This window comes from Streptomyces sp. DSM 106670 (assembly GCF_055792845.1).
In genome coordinates this window covers 356,857-372,105 of sequence record NZ_CM147704.1, presented here as the reverse complement: position 1 = coordinate 372,105, position 15,249 = coordinate 356,857, and the positions used below count along the sequence as shown (strand labels likewise).

The 15,249-nt window shown below is 72.7% G+C and carries 15 protein-coding genes; 6 read left to right on the top strand and 9 right to left on the bottom strand.

The features are described 5' to 3' along the window. Positions 1-146: 146 nt before the first annotated feature. From ACSMXR_RS01555 to ACSMXR_RS01535, 5 genes are all read right to left on the bottom strand, one after another. Positions 147-710, bottom strand: coding sequence for a thioesterase family protein (locus tag ACSMXR_RS01555; RefSeq protein ID WP_473171035.1), 564 nt, complete (start codon positions 708-710; stop codon positions 147-149). Next, positions 707-1,717 carry a 3-hydroxyacyl-CoA dehydrogenase NAD-binding domain-containing protein gene (locus tag ACSMXR_RS01550; protein WP_473171034.1) on the bottom strand — a complete coding sequence of 337 codons (1,011 nt, stop codon included), beginning with the start codon at positions 1,715-1,717 and terminating at the stop codon, positions 707-709. The genes ACSMXR_RS01555 and ACSMXR_RS01550 overlap by 4 nt, the downstream gene beginning before the upstream one ends. Positions 1,718-1,798: 81 nt before the next feature. After that, on the bottom strand, positions 1,799-2,692 hold the full coding sequence (locus ACSMXR_RS01545) for a beta-keto acid cleavage family enzyme (RefSeq protein WP_030082469.1): 894 nt from the start codon (positions 2,690-2,692) through the stop codon (positions 1,799-1,801). A 91-nt stretch (positions 2,693-2,783) separates the two neighbouring features. Beyond that, the gene (locus ACSMXR_RS01540; RefSeq protein ID WP_473171033.1) at positions 2,784-3,686 is read right to left on the bottom strand and encodes a TetR/AcrR family transcriptional regulator; all 903 of its coding nucleotides are present in this window, start codon (positions 3,684-3,686) and stop codon (positions 2,784-2,786) included. A 138-nt stretch (positions 3,687-3,824) separates the two neighbouring features. After that, a complete protein-coding gene (locus ACSMXR_RS01535) occupies positions 3,825-4,706 on the bottom strand; it encodes an RNA polymerase sigma factor SigF (RefSeq protein ID WP_473171032.1) in 882 nt (293 codons plus the stop codon). 510 nt (positions 4,707-5,216) lie between these two features. On the opposite strand from ACSMXR_RS01535, the gene ACSMXR_RS01530 reads away from it, so the two are divergent. From ACSMXR_RS01530 to ACSMXR_RS01505, 6 genes are all read left to right on the top strand, one after another. After that, the gene (locus tag ACSMXR_RS01530) at positions 5,217-5,978 is read left to right on the top strand and encodes a GNAT family N-acetyltransferase (protein ID WP_473171031.1); all 762 of its coding nucleotides are present in this window, start codon (positions 5,217-5,219) and stop codon (positions 5,976-5,978) included. Between the two features lie 221 nt (positions 5,979-6,199). Next, the gene (locus ACSMXR_RS01525) at positions 6,200-7,423 is read left to right on the top strand and encodes a PP2C family protein-serine/threonine phosphatase (RefSeq protein WP_364890999.1); all 1,224 of its coding nucleotides are present in this window, start codon (positions 6,200-6,202) and stop codon (positions 7,421-7,423) included. 85 nt (positions 7,424-7,508) lie between these two features. Beyond that, positions 7,509-8,228, top strand: coding sequence for a TetR family transcriptional regulator (locus ACSMXR_RS01520; protein WP_473171030.1), 720 nt, complete (start codon positions 7,509-7,511; stop codon positions 8,226-8,228). Continuing rightward, on the top strand, positions 8,225-9,022 hold the full coding sequence (locus ACSMXR_RS01515; RefSeq protein ID WP_473171029.1) for an SDR family NAD(P)-dependent oxidoreductase: 798 nt from the start codon (positions 8,225-8,227) through the stop codon (positions 9,020-9,022). Before ACSMXR_RS01520 ends, ACSMXR_RS01515 begins: the two co-directional genes overlap by 4 nt. A 136-nt stretch (positions 9,023-9,158) precedes the next feature. After that, entirely contained in the window at positions 9,159-10,199 is a 1,041-nt protein-coding gene (locus ACSMXR_RS01510) for an NAD(P)-dependent alcohol dehydrogenase (RefSeq protein ID WP_218527117.1), read from the top strand. A gap of 330 nt (positions 10,200-10,529) precedes the next feature. After that, positions 10,530-12,314 (top strand): ABC-F family ATP-binding cassette domain-containing protein, encoded by a 1,785-nt coding sequence (locus tag ACSMXR_RS01505; RefSeq protein WP_473171028.1) that lies wholly within the window; start codon positions 10,530-10,532, stop codon positions 12,312-12,314. Here ACSMXR_RS01505 and ACSMXR_RS01500 read toward each other — a convergent pair. From ACSMXR_RS01500 to dhaK, 4 genes are all read right to left on the bottom strand, one after another. Then, positions 12,278-12,781: an NUDIX hydrolase gene (locus ACSMXR_RS01500; RefSeq protein ID WP_473171027.1), complete on the bottom strand. Its 504-nt coding sequence runs from the start codon at positions 12,779-12,781 to the stop codon at positions 12,278-12,280. The two genes, ACSMXR_RS01505 and ACSMXR_RS01500, sit on opposite strands and share 37 nt — an antisense overlap. A 45-nt stretch (positions 12,782-12,826) precedes the next feature. Beyond that, positions 12,827-13,237 carry a PTS-dependent dihydroxyacetone kinase phosphotransferase subunit DhaM gene (locus ACSMXR_RS01495; RefSeq protein ID WP_103510355.1) on the bottom strand — a complete coding sequence of 137 codons (411 nt, stop codon included), beginning with the start codon at positions 13,235-13,237 and terminating at the stop codon, positions 12,827-12,829. Next, positions 13,234-13,845, bottom strand: coding sequence for a dihydroxyacetone kinase subunit DhaL (gene dhaL / locus ACSMXR_RS01490; RefSeq protein WP_137230941.1), 612 nt, complete (start codon positions 13,843-13,845; stop codon positions 13,234-13,236). Before dhaL ends, ACSMXR_RS01495 begins: the two co-directional genes overlap by 4 nt. 123 nt (positions 13,846-13,968) lie before the next feature. Continuing rightward, positions 13,969-14,961, bottom strand: a complete 993-nt coding sequence (gene dhaK / locus ACSMXR_RS01485; RefSeq protein ID WP_103510353.1) for a dihydroxyacetone kinase subunit DhaK — start codon at positions 14,959-14,961, stop codon at positions 13,969-13,971. Between the last annotated feature and the right edge of the window lie 288 nt (positions 14,962-15,249).

Below are 15,249 nucleotides of genomic sequence, written 5' to 3'. Positions count from 1 at the left end.
GTGACGGGCTGAATACGGACCGTAGGACGCGCTCCGCACCCTCGGAAGCGTGTCGCCCGCTTGGCCACGAACCCGCAACGGCCCGTCATCCCCCGCAACACGGCGGCAACGGGGCCGCCATGCCGGGCCCCGGAACCGCCGCCCGCTCAGCGGGCCGCCGGCACCTCGGCGATCGAGCGGCCCGCCCACTCGGGCGCCGGCTCGACGAGCGCGGTCAGCCGTTCCCGTACGGAATCCGGGAACGGGGCGGTGCGGCCGGCCCGTTGGTCCACGTGGAGCGCCAGCAGCTCGCTCGTCGCCACCGGGACGGCCTCCGGCTCCGGTACGCCGTCCGGCGCGTCGACCACGTACAGCTCGTGGCAGAAGCGCGCCTTCTTCGCGTCTGCCCCCAACAGGCGGGTGCGGATGACGAGATGGGCGCCCTCGGCCACGTCGCGGAGATAGCGCAGATGCGACTCGACGGTGTAGAGCGAGCAGCCGGTGCTCTCCCGGTACCCGGCGTGCAGACCGGTCTCGATCATCATCGCGTCGGTGGCGTACCCGAAGACGAGGACGTAGAACGCCTCGCTCATATGGCCGTTGTAGTCGATCCACTCGGGCCGGACGGTGCTGCGGGAGAGGGGAAGGCCGGTGGTGGTGTCCCGCACGGTGTTGTCCTCGGGATGGGTGTCCACGTGGTCGGTGTCCTCGGAACGGGTGTGCTCGCTCATCGGGTCGCCGCCTCCTCGGCGGACCGGGGCAGCCGGCCCGTGGCCCGCAGCACGTCGATGACGCCGCGGTCCCGCTCGGCCACCAGATCGGCGATGCTCCGGCCGTCCGCGGCCTCCTCGCAGCCGGCCACCACCGCCTCGTACAGGGCACGGTCCAGTTCGGGTGCTTCGAGCCGGGTCCAGGGCGACTTCAGCGACGGGCCGAAGTGGTCGAGCATATGGGCCATCCCGCCCTCGCCGCCCGCGAGCGCGAACGTGAGCATCGGACCCATCACGGCCCAGCGGAGGCCCGGTCCCTCGGTGATCGACGCGTCTATCTCCTGTACGGTCGCCTCTCCGTTGGCGACCATGTGCAGGGCCTCGCGCCACAGGGCCTCCTGGAGCCGGTTGGCTATGAAGCCGGGCACCTCGCGGTCCATGGTGATCACGGACTTGCCCGCGACGGCGTAGAAGCGCGAGGCCCAGTCGACCGCGGCGGGCGTGGTCCGGTCACCGCCGACGACCTCGACCAGCGGGATGAGGTAGGGCGGGTTGAAAGGATGCCCGACGACGAGCCGCCCGGGGTCGGCTGCCTCCGTCTGCATGTCGGTCATCGGATAGCCGGAGGTCGACGAGGCGATCACCGTACCGGCGGGAGCGGCGGCGTCCAGCCGGGCCAGCAGATCACGCTTCAGATCCAGCTTCTCCGGGGCGCTCTCCTGGACGAACTGGGCTTCGGCCACGGCCTCTTCGAGGGTGGCGGTGACGGTCAGCCGGTCCTGCGACGCTCCGTCGGCCAGGCCGAGCTGTTCCAGCGCGGGCCAGGCGGCGGCGACGAGCCGGCGCAGCCGGTCGGCCGCGTCGGGGGCCGGGTCCCAGGCGGTGACGTCGTAACCACGGGCGAGGAAATGGGCCGCCCAGCCACCGCCGATCACCCCGGCCCCGACGCACGCCACACGGCGTATGTCCTCCGGGGCGCAGGGGGCGGCGGGGCCGTCGGCGGGGGCAGGGGAGGGGGTGACAGTCACGGGCAGCACTCCAGGAAGGTGGGGGGAGAGAGGGGAGAGAGGGGAGAGAGGGGGAGGGGGGAGTGGAACGGGGGTGGGCGATCAGGCGCGCGGGCGCAGGCCGAGCTTTTCGCGTGCCTCGTCGGGCGTGGCGACCCGGGAACCCAGCGATTCGGTGATCCGCACGGCGCGCTCCACCAACTGGCCGTTGGTGGCCTTGACGCCCTTGCCCAGATAGAGGTTGTCCTCCAGACCGACCCGGACGTGTCCGCCGAGCAGGATCGACTGGGCGACCCAGGGCATCTGCATCCGGCCGAGCGCGAAGCTCGCCCACTGGGCGCCCTGCGGAAGCATGGTGACCATCGCCTGGAGGACGCCCGGGTCGGCGGGCGCGCCCCACGGAATGCCCATGCAGAGCTGGAAGACCGTGGGGTCGTCGAGCAGCCCCTCGGCGAGGAGCTGCTTGGCGAACCACAGCTGACCGGTGTCGAAGATCTCCAGCTCGGGCCGGACCCCGAGTTCCTGGATGCGCTTCGCGCCGGTGCGCAGCATGTCGGGGGTGGAGACGTAGAGGTTGCTGCCGTCGCCGAAGTTGAGCGAACCGCAGTCCAGGGTGCAGATGTCCGGCAGCAGATCCTCGACGTGGGGCAGCCGGTCGAGGCCGCCGACCAGGTCGGTGCCCGGCAGCTGACGGAGTGGGGCCTCCGGGTCGATGACGAGGTCACCGCCCATTCCGGCGGTCAGGTTGATGACCACATCGGTGCCGGTCTCCCGGATCCGCTCCACGACCTCCCGGTAGAGGCGGGGATCGCGGGAGGGCGCGCCGGTCTCCGGCTCGCGGACGTGGATGTGGACCACGGCCGCCCCGGCGCCGGCGGCCTCGACGGCGGAGGCGGCGATCTGCGCGGGCGTCACCGGGACATGGGGGCTGCGGCCGACGGTGTCGCCGGCTCCGGTGAGGGCGCAGGTGATGATGACGTCCTGGTTCACGGGCATACGAAAACGTCTCCTCTCGGGGAGTTCGGGGAGTTCGGGGAGTTCGGGGAGTTCGGGGAACTACGGGTTGCGAGGGGTGCGAGGTGTGGAGTCAGTGGCCGGGGGCGGGTGCGGTCAGGCAGGCGTCCACGTGGGCGGTCAGCGCGTCGTGCATGGACTGGGCGCCGGTGCCCGGGGAGCCGGGCTCGGCGGCCAGGACCTGGGAGGCCAGGCCGTCGATCAGCGCGGTGAGGGCGAGGGCCGCGCCGTCCACGTCGACCGGACGGAACACGCCCTGCTCGACACCGCGACGGATCACCTCCGCGACCGTCCCGCGCCACTGGCGGTAGTACTCCCCGTGGAGCCGTCCGACCGTGGTGGACCGGGCGGCCTCGGCCCAGAGGTCGAGCCAGACGCACCACTGCCGCCGTTGCTGCTCGGTGCGGGGCGTCTGGAGCTCGATCAGCAGGCGCAGCTCGTCCCCGGCGTGCCGGGTACCGGCCGTGGCGTCGGCACGGCGACGGGTGTCCTCGTCCATGCACCAGCGGACCGCCGCTTCGAGCAGCTCGTCACGGCCGGGGAAGTGGTAGTGGATCGCGGCCGTGCTGGTGTGGCAGGCCGCGGCGATGTCCGCGACCCGCACGGCATGGAACCCGCGCTCGGCGATCAGCCGGACGGTCTCGCGCACGATCTGCAGCGGCCTGCCGCCCTCGGGCGAGGGCGACGCCGGGCGAGGGGCCGACGGGGAACGCGCGGGCGACACCGCTGATGCCGCACCGGCCGCCGTGCCGCCTGCCGAGCCGGCCGCGTCCGCCGCACCGATCAGCAGGCCGACGTCCACGCCGCCGATGTCCGCGATCCGGGCCAGTTCGGCGGCGGTGAAGCGACGAGTGCCGTTCAGGGAACGGGACAGCTTCGACGGATCGATGACGATCCGCCGCGCGAACTCGCGCGCGCTCACACCCGCCGCGTCGATCACCTGTCGGACCCGTGCGGCCACCTCGTCCTGCTGCATGGTCGACCACCGTAGCCATGTGTTGAGAAAACCTCAACACCAGCAGAAGTGCTTCCGTTATCAGAAAAGGGCGTTGCGGTTCTGACTGATGCATCAGTCAGAACCGCAACGCCCCATCGTCGGCCGACGCCGGCCAGGTCACTCCTGGGTGAGCATCCCGCTCCGCAGCTTGCTCAGCATCCGGCTCAGCAGCCGGGACACATGCATCTGCGAGATCCCGAGCTCCGCGCCTATCTGCGCCTGGGTCATCTCCTGCCCGAAGCGCATGTCGATGATCCGGCGCTCCCGCTCGTCCAGTTCGCCCAGCAGGGGCGCGAGGGCGTGCAGGTTCTCCACGGTCTCCATGGCGGGGTCCGGCTCGCCCAGCACATCGGCGAAGGTGCGCCCGGAGTGCTGGCCGGGCCCGGACTCCGCGGTGTCGGTCGGCATGTCCAGGGAGCCCGCCGTATAGCCGTTGGAGGCGACGATTCCCTCCGTGACCTCGGACTCCTCGATCCCCAGGTCCTCCGCCAGCTCCTGCACCGTGGGGTCCCGGTCGAGGTCGCCGGCCAGGGACTCCTTCGCCTTCGCGAGATCGACCCGCAGCTCCTGGAGGCGCCGCGGCACATGCACCGCCCAGCTCGTGTCACGGAAGAACCGCTTGATCTCCCCGACGATGTACGGCACGGCGAACGATGTGAACTCGACCTCCCGCGAGAGGTCGAAGCGGTCGATCGCCTTGATCAGCCCGATGGTGCCGACCTGGACGATGTCCTCCATGTCGCCGCTGCCCCGGTTGCGGAAGCGGTTGGCGGCGAAGCGGACGAGGGAGAGGTTCATCTCGATGAGGGTGTTGCGCGCGTACTGGTACTCGTGCGTGCCCTCCTCCAGGACCTGGAGGCGGTCGAAGAAGAGACGCGAGAGCCGCCGCGCGTCCATCGGGGCGATCTTCCCGGCATCCTCGATCCACGGAAGCTCCTCGGCGGCGCCCGCCCGCTCCGTACCGGCCGTCCGCGCGGTCTGCGCGCTGTGCACGGTCATGTCGCTTCACGCTCCCTGGTTCCTGGATTCGTAGGCCCTGAGGCATGTTCGCCTTCCCAGGGGTACGGCTCTCATGCGCGGCGGAGGGAGTTGATCTGGCCACACGGCGCGAGTTGGCCGAAAACAGGCGGGGTTCGGCTCTGAGGCGCCGTCAGGGAAAGGCGCGAGCCGGAGGCGTGCACAGAAACCGCCCCACCGGTACGGGGGAGCCCGGTGGGGCGGTCGCCACCAGAGTGCCACAGGCAGGCGGTCGTTGGGACCGGACAGGCGCGTATTGGCCTACGGATGAGTCGATTTCGCCGCTCGTCCGCGCGGGCGCGCACCCTCGCCCGAGCGGGCGCGCACCGGGCGTACCGCGCGCCCCGTTGATTGCGGTGTCATGAACAGACGCCCCGCGCGGAATACGTGTCGGACCCACCGGCTTTCCGCTGTCGGCGGACGTCTCGTGCCCGGCGCCGAGCGCCCGCCGCCGAGGAACCGTGCGACGCGAAGGACGGAACGAGGAAGACCATGCCCCAGAACCCCACCATGCCCCGGGCCCACACCCCATCCCGGCTCCACCCGCTGGACAACCCCGCCCGCTCCTCGCTCACCGGTCCGCACGCCCACTTCGCCGAGAGCCACGGGCGGATCCTGCGCTACCCCGTCGACGTCACCCCCTGGATCGGGCTCCCGGACGCCCCGGACGCCCAGGACTGGGCCGATGTCGCGGCGCTCGCCGGGCCGGGCGGCTCCGTCGCCCTGGCCGCGTTCCAGGCGCAGCCGCCGGAGGAGTGGGAGATCACCTTCCGGGCCGAGGGCGTTCAGCTGGTCGACGTGTCGGTGGAGGCCGCACCCGACCCGGAGGCGGTCCTGCTGGGCCCGCGGGACGTGCCGGAGATGCTGGATCTGGTGGCCCGCACCCGCCCCGGCCCCTTCCTGCCGCGCACGGTCGAGCTGGGCACCTATCTGGGCATCCGCCGGGGCGGCGCGCTGGTGGCGATGGCGGGGGAGCGGCTGCACCCGCCGGGCTGGACCGAGATCAGCGGCGTCTGCACGGACGAGTCCGTACGGGGGCAGGGGCTGGCGAGCCGGCTGGTCCTGGCGGTCGCACACGGCATCCGAGAGCGCGGCGAGACGCCGTTCCTGCATGCGTCCGCCTCGAACACCGGGGCCGTACGGCTCTACGAGTCCCTCGGGTTCCGGCTCCGCCGGCGTACGGAATTCATCGCGGCCCTCGTCCCCGCCACGCTTCCGTCGGCCGAGGGGAACCGCAGGCCCTCACTGCGCTGACCGGGCCGCCGGTACCCGTACGACGGGACCTGCGGCATCCCGGCGGGAGGCCGGAGGTCCCGGGCCGGAAGTCCCGAACGGGACCTTCGGCACCCGCTCAGGGCCCTAAGCCCTCCTGTGCGAACGCCCGCGCCCCGGTCAACTGGAAGGGACCGGCCGAAACTGCGGGCGGCGCCGAGACACCAGCGGGAGGACAGGCCGTGCCCATGAGGTTGCTGGACATGGCACAGAAGCGGGCGTCGAAGCAGGCACGGAGGCAGAGAGGGGTGCGGCACCGGAGCGGTGCCGCACCCGGCCCGGACGCGGGCACCGCGTCGGTCTCCCGGAGCCGGATCGGCAACTGGACGCTGGTCGGCGGTCTCACGCTGCTGACGGTGCTGGTCGTGTTCCTCGACATCAGAACGGGCAACGACCTGCGGGTCGTGCCGCTGCTGGTGGTCGTCCCCGCGCTGGCCTCCGTCTACTGCAGCCTCCGCCAGACCATCTGGGTCGCGGTGTGGATCACCGCGGTCGTGGTCGGCTTCCGGGCCGGCGCGGACGGCACCTTCTGGGACTTCGTCTTCGGCATCGGCTTCGCCGTACTGGCCTGCGCCCTCGGGGTCGCCGCCTGCGCGGCGCGCATCCGGCACGCCACGGAGATGGCACGGCTGCGCTCGGCCGCCGTCACCCTGCAACGCCAGATCCTGCGGCCGCTGCCCGTGGTGACCGGTCACGTCCTCGCGCACGGCCTCTACGAGCCGATCGAGGAGGACCGCTTCGTCGGCGGCGACATCTACGAGGTCGTCGAGTCGCCCTACGGGACCCGCGTGATCATCGGTGACGTCCAGGGTAAGGGCCTCGCGGCCATCGGCGCCGGATTCGCGGCCATCGCCGCGTTCCGCGAGGCGGCCATCCGCGAACCCACGCTCACCGGGGTGGTGGAGGCGCTGGAGGACGCCGTCGTCCGGCACAACGTGTTCTCCGCCCAGACCGGTGAGGCCGAACGCTTCGTGACCGCGCTGGTGCTCGGGTTCGACGGGAGCGGCCGGGTGGAGGCCGTGAACTGCGGTCACCTGCCGCCCCGGCTGCTGCACGACGGACGGGCCTCGGCCGTCACCCTCCACCGGACGTACGTTCCGCTCGGCCTCGCCGGACTCAGCCGGGAGGCCCGGGCGACCGAGTCCTTCGACTTCCCGCCGGGCGCGACACTCCTCGTCGTCACCGACGGGGTGACCGAGGCCCGCGACACCGCCGGCGCCTTCTACCCGCTGGACGAGCGGGTCGGCGCCTGGGCCGGACGCGGTCCGAGCGAACTGCTCGACGCGCTCCACGTCGACCTGGAGGACTTCTCCGGCGGCGTCCGGCGCGACGACGTCGCCGCGCTCGCCCTGAGCCACGCCCCCGTCGACGGCGGCGGACGGTCCGAGACCACCGGCGAGGACGCCCTGCGCGTAGCGGCGGTCTGACCCACCGAACCCTCCTGATGCCCCCACGAGATGTCCCCACGAGACGTTTGTCGCGTGGGGACATTTTCAGGTGTACGGTGCATGTATGACCCCGGAACGGAAGATCCCGGAACGGCGCAGCCGCAAGGCGCGCCGCACCCGCGACACCCTGGCGCAGGCCGCGTTCGAGCTGGTGCTCGACCGGGGGCTGCGGAACGTGACGGTCGAGGAGATCGCGGAAGCCGCGGACGTCGACCGCCGTACGTTCAGCCGGTACTTCACGAGCAAGGAGGCCGCCGCCCTCGACTCCCTGCGGGGCGACGGCGACCGCATCAACGCGTCCCTGCGCGCCCGTCCGGCCCCGGAACCCCCGCTCCTCGCCTACCGGCGGGCCGTCCTCGACTGGCTCGCCGACCCCGGCGCGGAGCCCTGGCACCGCCGCCCCCGGATCTTCGACCTGCTGGTCGTCGCCGAGGAGGAGCCGACGCTCTACGCCGTCTTCCACCACATCCGGGTGGACGCCCAGGAGGACTCGGTGGCCATCGTCGCGGACCGGCTCGGCGTCGATCCGCGGCAGGACATCCGGCCCGCCGTGACCGTCGCCGCGGGCGCGGGCGCCCTGCTCGCCGCCCAGGCCGCCTGGGTGCGCGGAGGCCGCCCGGACGCCCTGCCCGACCTGGTCACCGAGGCCTTCGACGCGCTCTCCGCCGATCTGCTCGGCGTACCGCGCACCGCTCCGGAACACCACCGCACCACAGCAGCAGAAGCAGTAGCGGCTGAAGAAGCAGCACCAGAAACAGCAGCAGAAACAGAGGCAACCTCATGAGCACCTCCACCGACCACAGCTCCGCCCCGGCCCCGGCCCCGGTCTCGGACGAGTTCGCGGGCCGCACCGCCCTCGTCACCGGCGGCGCCTCCGGCATCGGCCTCGCCCTGGCCCGGCGGCTCGCCGCAGGCGGCGCGGCGGTCGTCGTCGCCGACTACGACGAGGAGAACGCGCGCAAGGCCGCGGCCGAGCTGGAGAGCACCGGAGCCAGGGCCGCCGCCGTCGCGATGGACGTCACCGACCCGGCCTCCGTCGAAGCGGGCGTGCGGTTCGCGGTGGACACCTTCGGCGCCCTCCACCTGGCCGTGAACAACGCCGGCATCGCCGGCCCCAGCAGCCCCACCGGCGCGTACCCGGTCGAGGACTGGAACCGCGTCGTCGCCACCAACCTCAGCGGCGTCTTCCACTCGATGCGCTACGAACTGCCCGCCATCGTCGCGGCGGGCGGCGGCGCGATCGTCAACATGTCCTCCATCCTCGGCACCAACGGCTTCGCGGGGTCGCCCGCCTACGTCGCGGCCAAGCACGGCGTCGTCGGCCTCACCAAGACCGCCGCGCTCGAATACGCCGGACAGAACGTCCGGGTCAACGCGGTCGGTCCCGGCTTCATCGACACCCCGCTCCTGCGGAACACCGACCCGGCGGCCCGCGAGCACCTGATCTCCCTCCACCCGGCCGGACGCCTCGGCACCGCCGAGGAGGTCGCCGAACTCGCCGCCTTCCTGCTCTCCGACAAGGCCTCCTTCATCCACGGCAGCTACCACCTGGTGGACGGCGGCTACTCCGCCCCGTGACCGAGGGCCCCGAGTGGCGGACGGGGGACACCGGGGCGACAAAGAGAACGAAGAGAACACGGGGCACGGGGGCACGGGGCGAAGAAGAGAACGAAAAGAACGAAGAGAAGCAAGAAGGAAGAGGCGAGGAGACCCCATGAAAGCCGTTCAGTACCGAGCCGTCGGATCCGCCCCCGAGGTGGTCACCGTCCCGGACCCCGAGCCCGGCCCCGGCCAGGTCCTGCTGAAGGTCACCGCCGCCGGCGTCTGCCACTCCGACATCGCCGTGATGAGCTGGCCCGCCGACCAGATCCCCTTCCCGCTGCCCCTCACCCTGGGCCACGAGGGCGTCGGCACGGTCGCCGCCCTCGGTGACGGCGTCGACGGCTTCGCGGTCGGCGACTCCGTCGCGGTGTACGGGCCGTGGGGCTGCGGCACCTGTGTGAACTGCGCCGAGGGCAAGGAGAACTACTGCCTGCGCGCCAAGGAGCTCGGCATCATGCCGCCCGGACTCGGCGCACCCGGCGCGATGGCCGAGTACATGATCGTCGACGACCCCCGTCATCTGATCCCGATCGGCGACCTCGACCCGGTGAAGACCGTGCCCCTCACCGACGCCGGACTCACCCCGTACCACGCGATCGTCCGCTCGCGGGCGAAGCTGGTGCCCGGTTCCACCGCGGTCGTCATCGGCACCGGCGGTCTCGGTCATGTCGCGATCCAGCTGCTGCGCGCCATGACGGCCGCCCGGGTGATCGCCCTGGACGTCACCGAGGACAAGCTCGCCCTGGCCAGGACCGTCGGCGCGCACGAAGCCGTTCTCTCCGACGAGAAGGCGGCCGCCCGTGTCATGGAACTGACCGGCGGACTCGGCGCGCACGTGGTGCTCGACTTCGTCGGAGCGCCGCCCACCGTGGTGACCGCCGGGGCCGTCGCCCGCGTGGACGGCGACGTCACCATCGTCGGCATCGGCGGCGGCGCGCTCCCGGTCGGCTTCGGGACACTTCCGTACGGCACCAACGTCAGCGCCCCCTACTGGGGCTCGCGCAAGGAACTCGCCGAGGTCCTCGACCTGGCCCACGCCGGGGCGGTGGACGTCCATGTGGAGACGTACTCCATCGACGAGGCCCCGCTCGCCTACGAACGCCTCCACGACGGCAGGATCAACGGCCGGGCCGTCATCCTCCCCGGCGCCTGACCCCTTCCGGCACCTTCCGCACCTTCCGGCCCCTCCCGGCCCCTCCTGGCACACGCCCGGTGTGCCGGGGGCGGCCGGAAATTCCCGGCGTGGGCGGCCCGCCCTCGTTAGACTGGCCCGCATGGGTTCGTACCGCTTCTACTTCTTCCGCTGATTCCCGGCCCGGACGGCCGCCGCGCGCCGCACCACGCGTCCCGCTGAGACGCCCCGGTGACGTCGACGTCACCCCGCGCGCCCGCCGCCGTCCCTTCCGCCGTCCGGCATCCACGCCCCGCCGTGCCGCGCCTCCGTGCGCCCGGCCGCGGGCCGTCACCCAGGGAAAAGGCACCCATGCACCCCCAGCGCGACCGCGCTCAACTGGCCATGAAAGACGTCTCCAAGGCGTACGGGGACCGCTCCGTACTCGACCAGGTGACCCTCACCGTCCGGCCCGGTGAGAAGACCGCCGTCATCGGCGAGAACGGCTCCGGAAAGTCCACCCTGCTCCGGCTGCTGGCCGGAGCGGAACAGCCGGACACCGGAGAGATCACCGTCCGGTTCCCCGGCTCCACCGGCTACCTCGCCCAGACCCTCGACCTCGACCCGTCCGACACCGTGCAGGACGCCGTCGACGCGGCCCTCGCCGAACTGCGCGACCTCGAACACCGCATCCGCGAGGCGGAGGCCGGCCTCTCCGGGCGGAAGCCCGGCGACCCGGAGCCCACCGACGCGGAACTCGCCGCGTACGGAGACCTCCTCACCGCTTACGAGGACCGCGACGGCTACCGGGCGGACGCCCGTACCGAAGCGGCTCTGCACGGCCTCGGTCTCGCCCACCTCACCCGCGACCGGGCCCTCGCCACACTCTCCGGCGGCGAGCAGTCCCGGCTCGCCCTCGCCTGCGTCCTGGCCGCCGCCCCCGAACTGCTGCTGCTCGACGAGCCGACCAACCACCTCGACGCCCGTGCCGTCGGCTGGCTGGAGGACCACCTGCGCGCCCACCGGGGCACCGTCGTGGCGATCACCCACGACCGGGCGTTCCTGGAGCGCGTCACCTCGGTGATCCTGGAGGTCGACCGCGATCTGCGCTCAGTCACCCGGTACGGCGACGGCTGGGACGGCTACCGCACCGCCAAGGCCGCCGCCCGCCGCCGCTGGGCCCAGGAGCACGAGGAGTACGTGGCGGAGCTGGCCCGCACCGAGGAACTGGTCGAGGCGGCCGGAGCGCGGCTCGCGGCCACCGGAGGCGACCCGAAGCAGGGCTTCGGCAAGCACCGCCGCTCGCACGAGGCCAAACTGTCGGGCCAGGTCAGGTCCGCCCGGACCCGGCTGGACGCCCTGCGCAGGTCCCCCGTGCCACCCCCGCCCCGCCCACTCGCCTTCACCGGCCGCCCGACCGTCACCACGGAGGCCAGCGGAGCGGAGAGCGCCGGGACCACGGGGACCGCCGGGGCCACAGGGACCGCCGGGACCGCCGACGCCACCGGCCGGCCGGACTGCACGAGGCCCCTCGTGGAGCTGGCCGACGTCTCCGTGGGGGACCGCCTCCGCCTCCCCTCCCTGCGCGTGGCCCCGGGAGCCCGCCTCCTGGTGACCGGCGAGAACGGGGCCGGGAAGACCACCCTGCTGCGGGTCCTCGCGGGCGACCTGGCCCCCGACACCGGCACGGTCACCCGGCACGCCCGCATCGGCTACCTCCCGCAGGAACTGCCCGCCCGGCCGACCCGGCGCACCCTGCTCGCCACCTTCGCGGCCGGCCGCCCCGGCTTCCCCGACGAGTACGCCGACGAGCTCCTGGCTCTCGGACTGTTCCGCCCCGAGGACCTCGACGTGCCCGTCGCCTCCCTCTCCGTGGGCCAGCAGCGCAGGCTCGCCCTGGCCCGGCTGGTGACCCGGCCGGCCGATCTGCTGGTGCTGGACGAGCCGACGAACCACATCGCGCTGAGCCTGGTCGAGGAGCTGGAGCAGGCCCTCGACCAGTACCGGGGCGCGGTCGTCGTCGTCTCGCACGACCGCAGCTTCCGGTCCCGCTTCACCGGTGACGTGCTGGAACTGCGGGCCGGCCGCCAGGTGGGCACGGTTCCGCCCCCGGCCCCGGCCTACGCGTCGGGGGAGGCGGCCGTCCCGCGCAGCTGAGCGCGCAGCCGGTCGACGAACACCCGCTGACCGGCGACCAGCCGCTCGACGGCCTGCTCCGGCGTGCACCAGGCGAACCGGTCCATCTCCGGGAACTCCTGCTGCACGCCGGACCCGCGCGGCCACTCCATCGTGAACGTCCCCGGCACGACGGACGCCACGTCCAGCTCCGCCTCCAGGGCCCACACGGTCACCGTCTTGCCGCCGCGCTGCCGGGCATCGCCGAGCGCGATCCACTCACCCGGCGGGACGGGCACCCCGAGCTCCTCCGTGAACTCGCGGCGGGCAGCAGCCTCGGCGCCTTCCTCCGACTCGTACTCGCCCTTCGGCACCGACCAGGCGGCCGCCTCCCGCCCCGCCCAGAACGGCCCGCCCATGTGCCCGATCAGCACCTCGACATCCCGCTCGCCCCCGGCGTCCGTGACCCGGAAGAGAAGAAGCCCCGCACTGCGCCTGCCGGTCGACATGTCGTCAAGTCTGCTGCGGCGGAGTGCGGGGCGCCAGGTGAGGTGTCACGTCTTGCGGTAGCCGTACGCCTCCGAGGCCGCCGCCTCCACCGCCGCGAGGTCGCCGCCCGCCGAGGCGGTCACCACGGCGGCCACCGCGCCCTCCACGAACGGCGCGTCCACGAGCCGCGTGTTCTCGGGCAGCTCGTCGCCCTCGGCGAGCATGGCCTTCACCGTGAGGACCGCGCTGCCCAGATCCACCAGGACCGCCACGCCCGCACCCCGGTCCACCGAGGCGGCGGCCCGGCCGATCAGCTCCGCGCTCGTCCCCAGTGCGCCGTTCGGCAGCCCACCGGCCGGGGCGACCGGCGCGGTCACCCCTCCGGCGGCGAGCCCCCGGGCCAGCTCCGCGACCGACTCGGCGACCGGGCCGCTGTGGGAGACCAGCACGATGCCCACCTGCGCCTCGCCGCTCATGCGCCCGCTCCGTCCGCCGCCGTCGCCGCGAGGGCCTCGACCAGCAGCGCCGACGAGGTCGCTCCCGGGTCCTGATGCCCGATGCTGCGCTCGCCGAGATAGCTGGCCCGGCCCTTGCGCGCCTGCAACGGCACCGTCGCCTCCGCACCCGCCCGGGCCGCGTTCGCCGCCCCTTCGAACGAGGTGGCGAGGGCCTCCGCCGCGGGCAGCAGCGCGTCGAGCATCGTCTTGTCCCCGGCCTGGGCGCCGCCCAGCTGCCCCACCGCGGCGACCCCCGCCGCGAACGCCTGCGCCAACTGCTCCCGCGTCACCTCGTCGGCGTCGCCGAGCGCCTTGCCCGTACGGCGCAGCAGCGTCCCGTACAGCGGTCCGGACGCCCCGCCGACGGTGGAGATGAGCTGGCGTCCGGCCAGGGCGAGCACCGCGCCGGGGGTGGCGGGCGCGTCCTTCTCCAGCACCGCCGTCACCGCCGTGAAGCCGCGCTGAAGATTGCTGCCGTGATCGGCGTCCCCGATCGCCGAGTCCAGCTCCGTCAGATGGTTCGCCTCACGCTCCACGGACGCCGCTGCAGCGGTCATCCAGCGGCGGAAGAAGTCGGTGTCGAGCACATGATCTCCTGTTCCTCGGTCCCGCCGGAACGGATCGTCCCGGTGGCACGGACAGTGCGGGCAGTACGGCCGGCCGGCCCCGCGCCGGGGTCGCGCACGCGGTCACGGGATCCGGCCGGCGGCTCAGCAGCCCCAGCGGAGCGCGGCCGTCCGCACCGGGGCGTCCCACAGCCGCAGCAGCTCCTCGTCGACCTGGCACAGCGTCACCGAGCAGCCTGCCATGTCGAGCGACGTCACATAGTTCCCCACGAGCGTACGAGCCACCGGAACGCCCCGCTCGGACAGGACCCGGTGGACCTCGGCATTGAACCCGTACAGCTCCAGCAGCGGTGTCGCCCCCATGCCGTTCACCAGCGCCAGCACCGGACCGGTGGGCCGCAGGTCCTCCAGGACGGCGTTCACGGCGAAGTCGGCGATCTCCCCGGACGTCATCATCGGCCGCCGCTCACGCCCCGGCTCCCCGTGGATCCCGATGCCCAACTCCAGCTCCCCGGAGGGCAGATCGAAGGTGGGGCTGCCCTTGGCCGGCGTGGTGACCGCGCCGAGCGCCACCCCGAAGCTGCGCGAGGCCCCGTTCACCTGCCGCGCGACGGCGGCCACCCGCTCCAGCGGAGCGCCCTCGTCCGCCAGTGCTCCGGCGATCTTCTCGACGAACAGCGTCGCTCCCGTGCCGCGCCGCCCGGCGGTGAACGTACTGTCGCTCACGGCCACGTCGTCGTCCACCACCACCTGGGCGACCTGGACCCCCTCGTCCTCGGCCAGCTCGGCGGCCATCTCGAAGTTAAGCACGTCACCGGTGTAGTTCTTGACGACGAACAGCACCCCCGCCCCACTGTCGACGGCCGCCGCGGCCCGCACCATCTGGTCCGGCACGGGCGAGGTGAACACCTCACCGGGACAGGCGGCCGACAGCATCCCGGGCCCGACGAACCCGGCATGCAGCGGCTCATGCCCGGAACCGCCCCCGGAGACGAGCCCCACCTTCCCCGCAACGGGCGCGTCCCTCCGGGCGACGACCCGGTTCTCCACATCGACGGTCAGCTCGGGGTGCGCGGCCGCGATCCCCCTCAGCGCATCGGCGACGACGGTCTCGGGAACGTTGATGAGCATCTTCATGCCGATCTCCTGGTGAGCGTAGCAGAGGGCTTCGTGACCTGCGTTTCTCCAGGTCAGCAGAGGTATGGCCAGTTGTGGATCTTGGCGGTCCGTGGCGGCTTGCTGCGGCTTGTGGCGGTACTGATGCTGACTGCTTGCTGAGTTCGCTGACTCGTCGTCAGTTTATCGGCGCGGCGCTTTTGATCTTGAGGGATGGCTTCTGGGCGCTCCAACGTGATGATGCCAACGTGGCATGTGCGATGCCACCGCAAAGGCAGCCTGCGAAGGTCCAGGGGCAAAGCGTCGGAG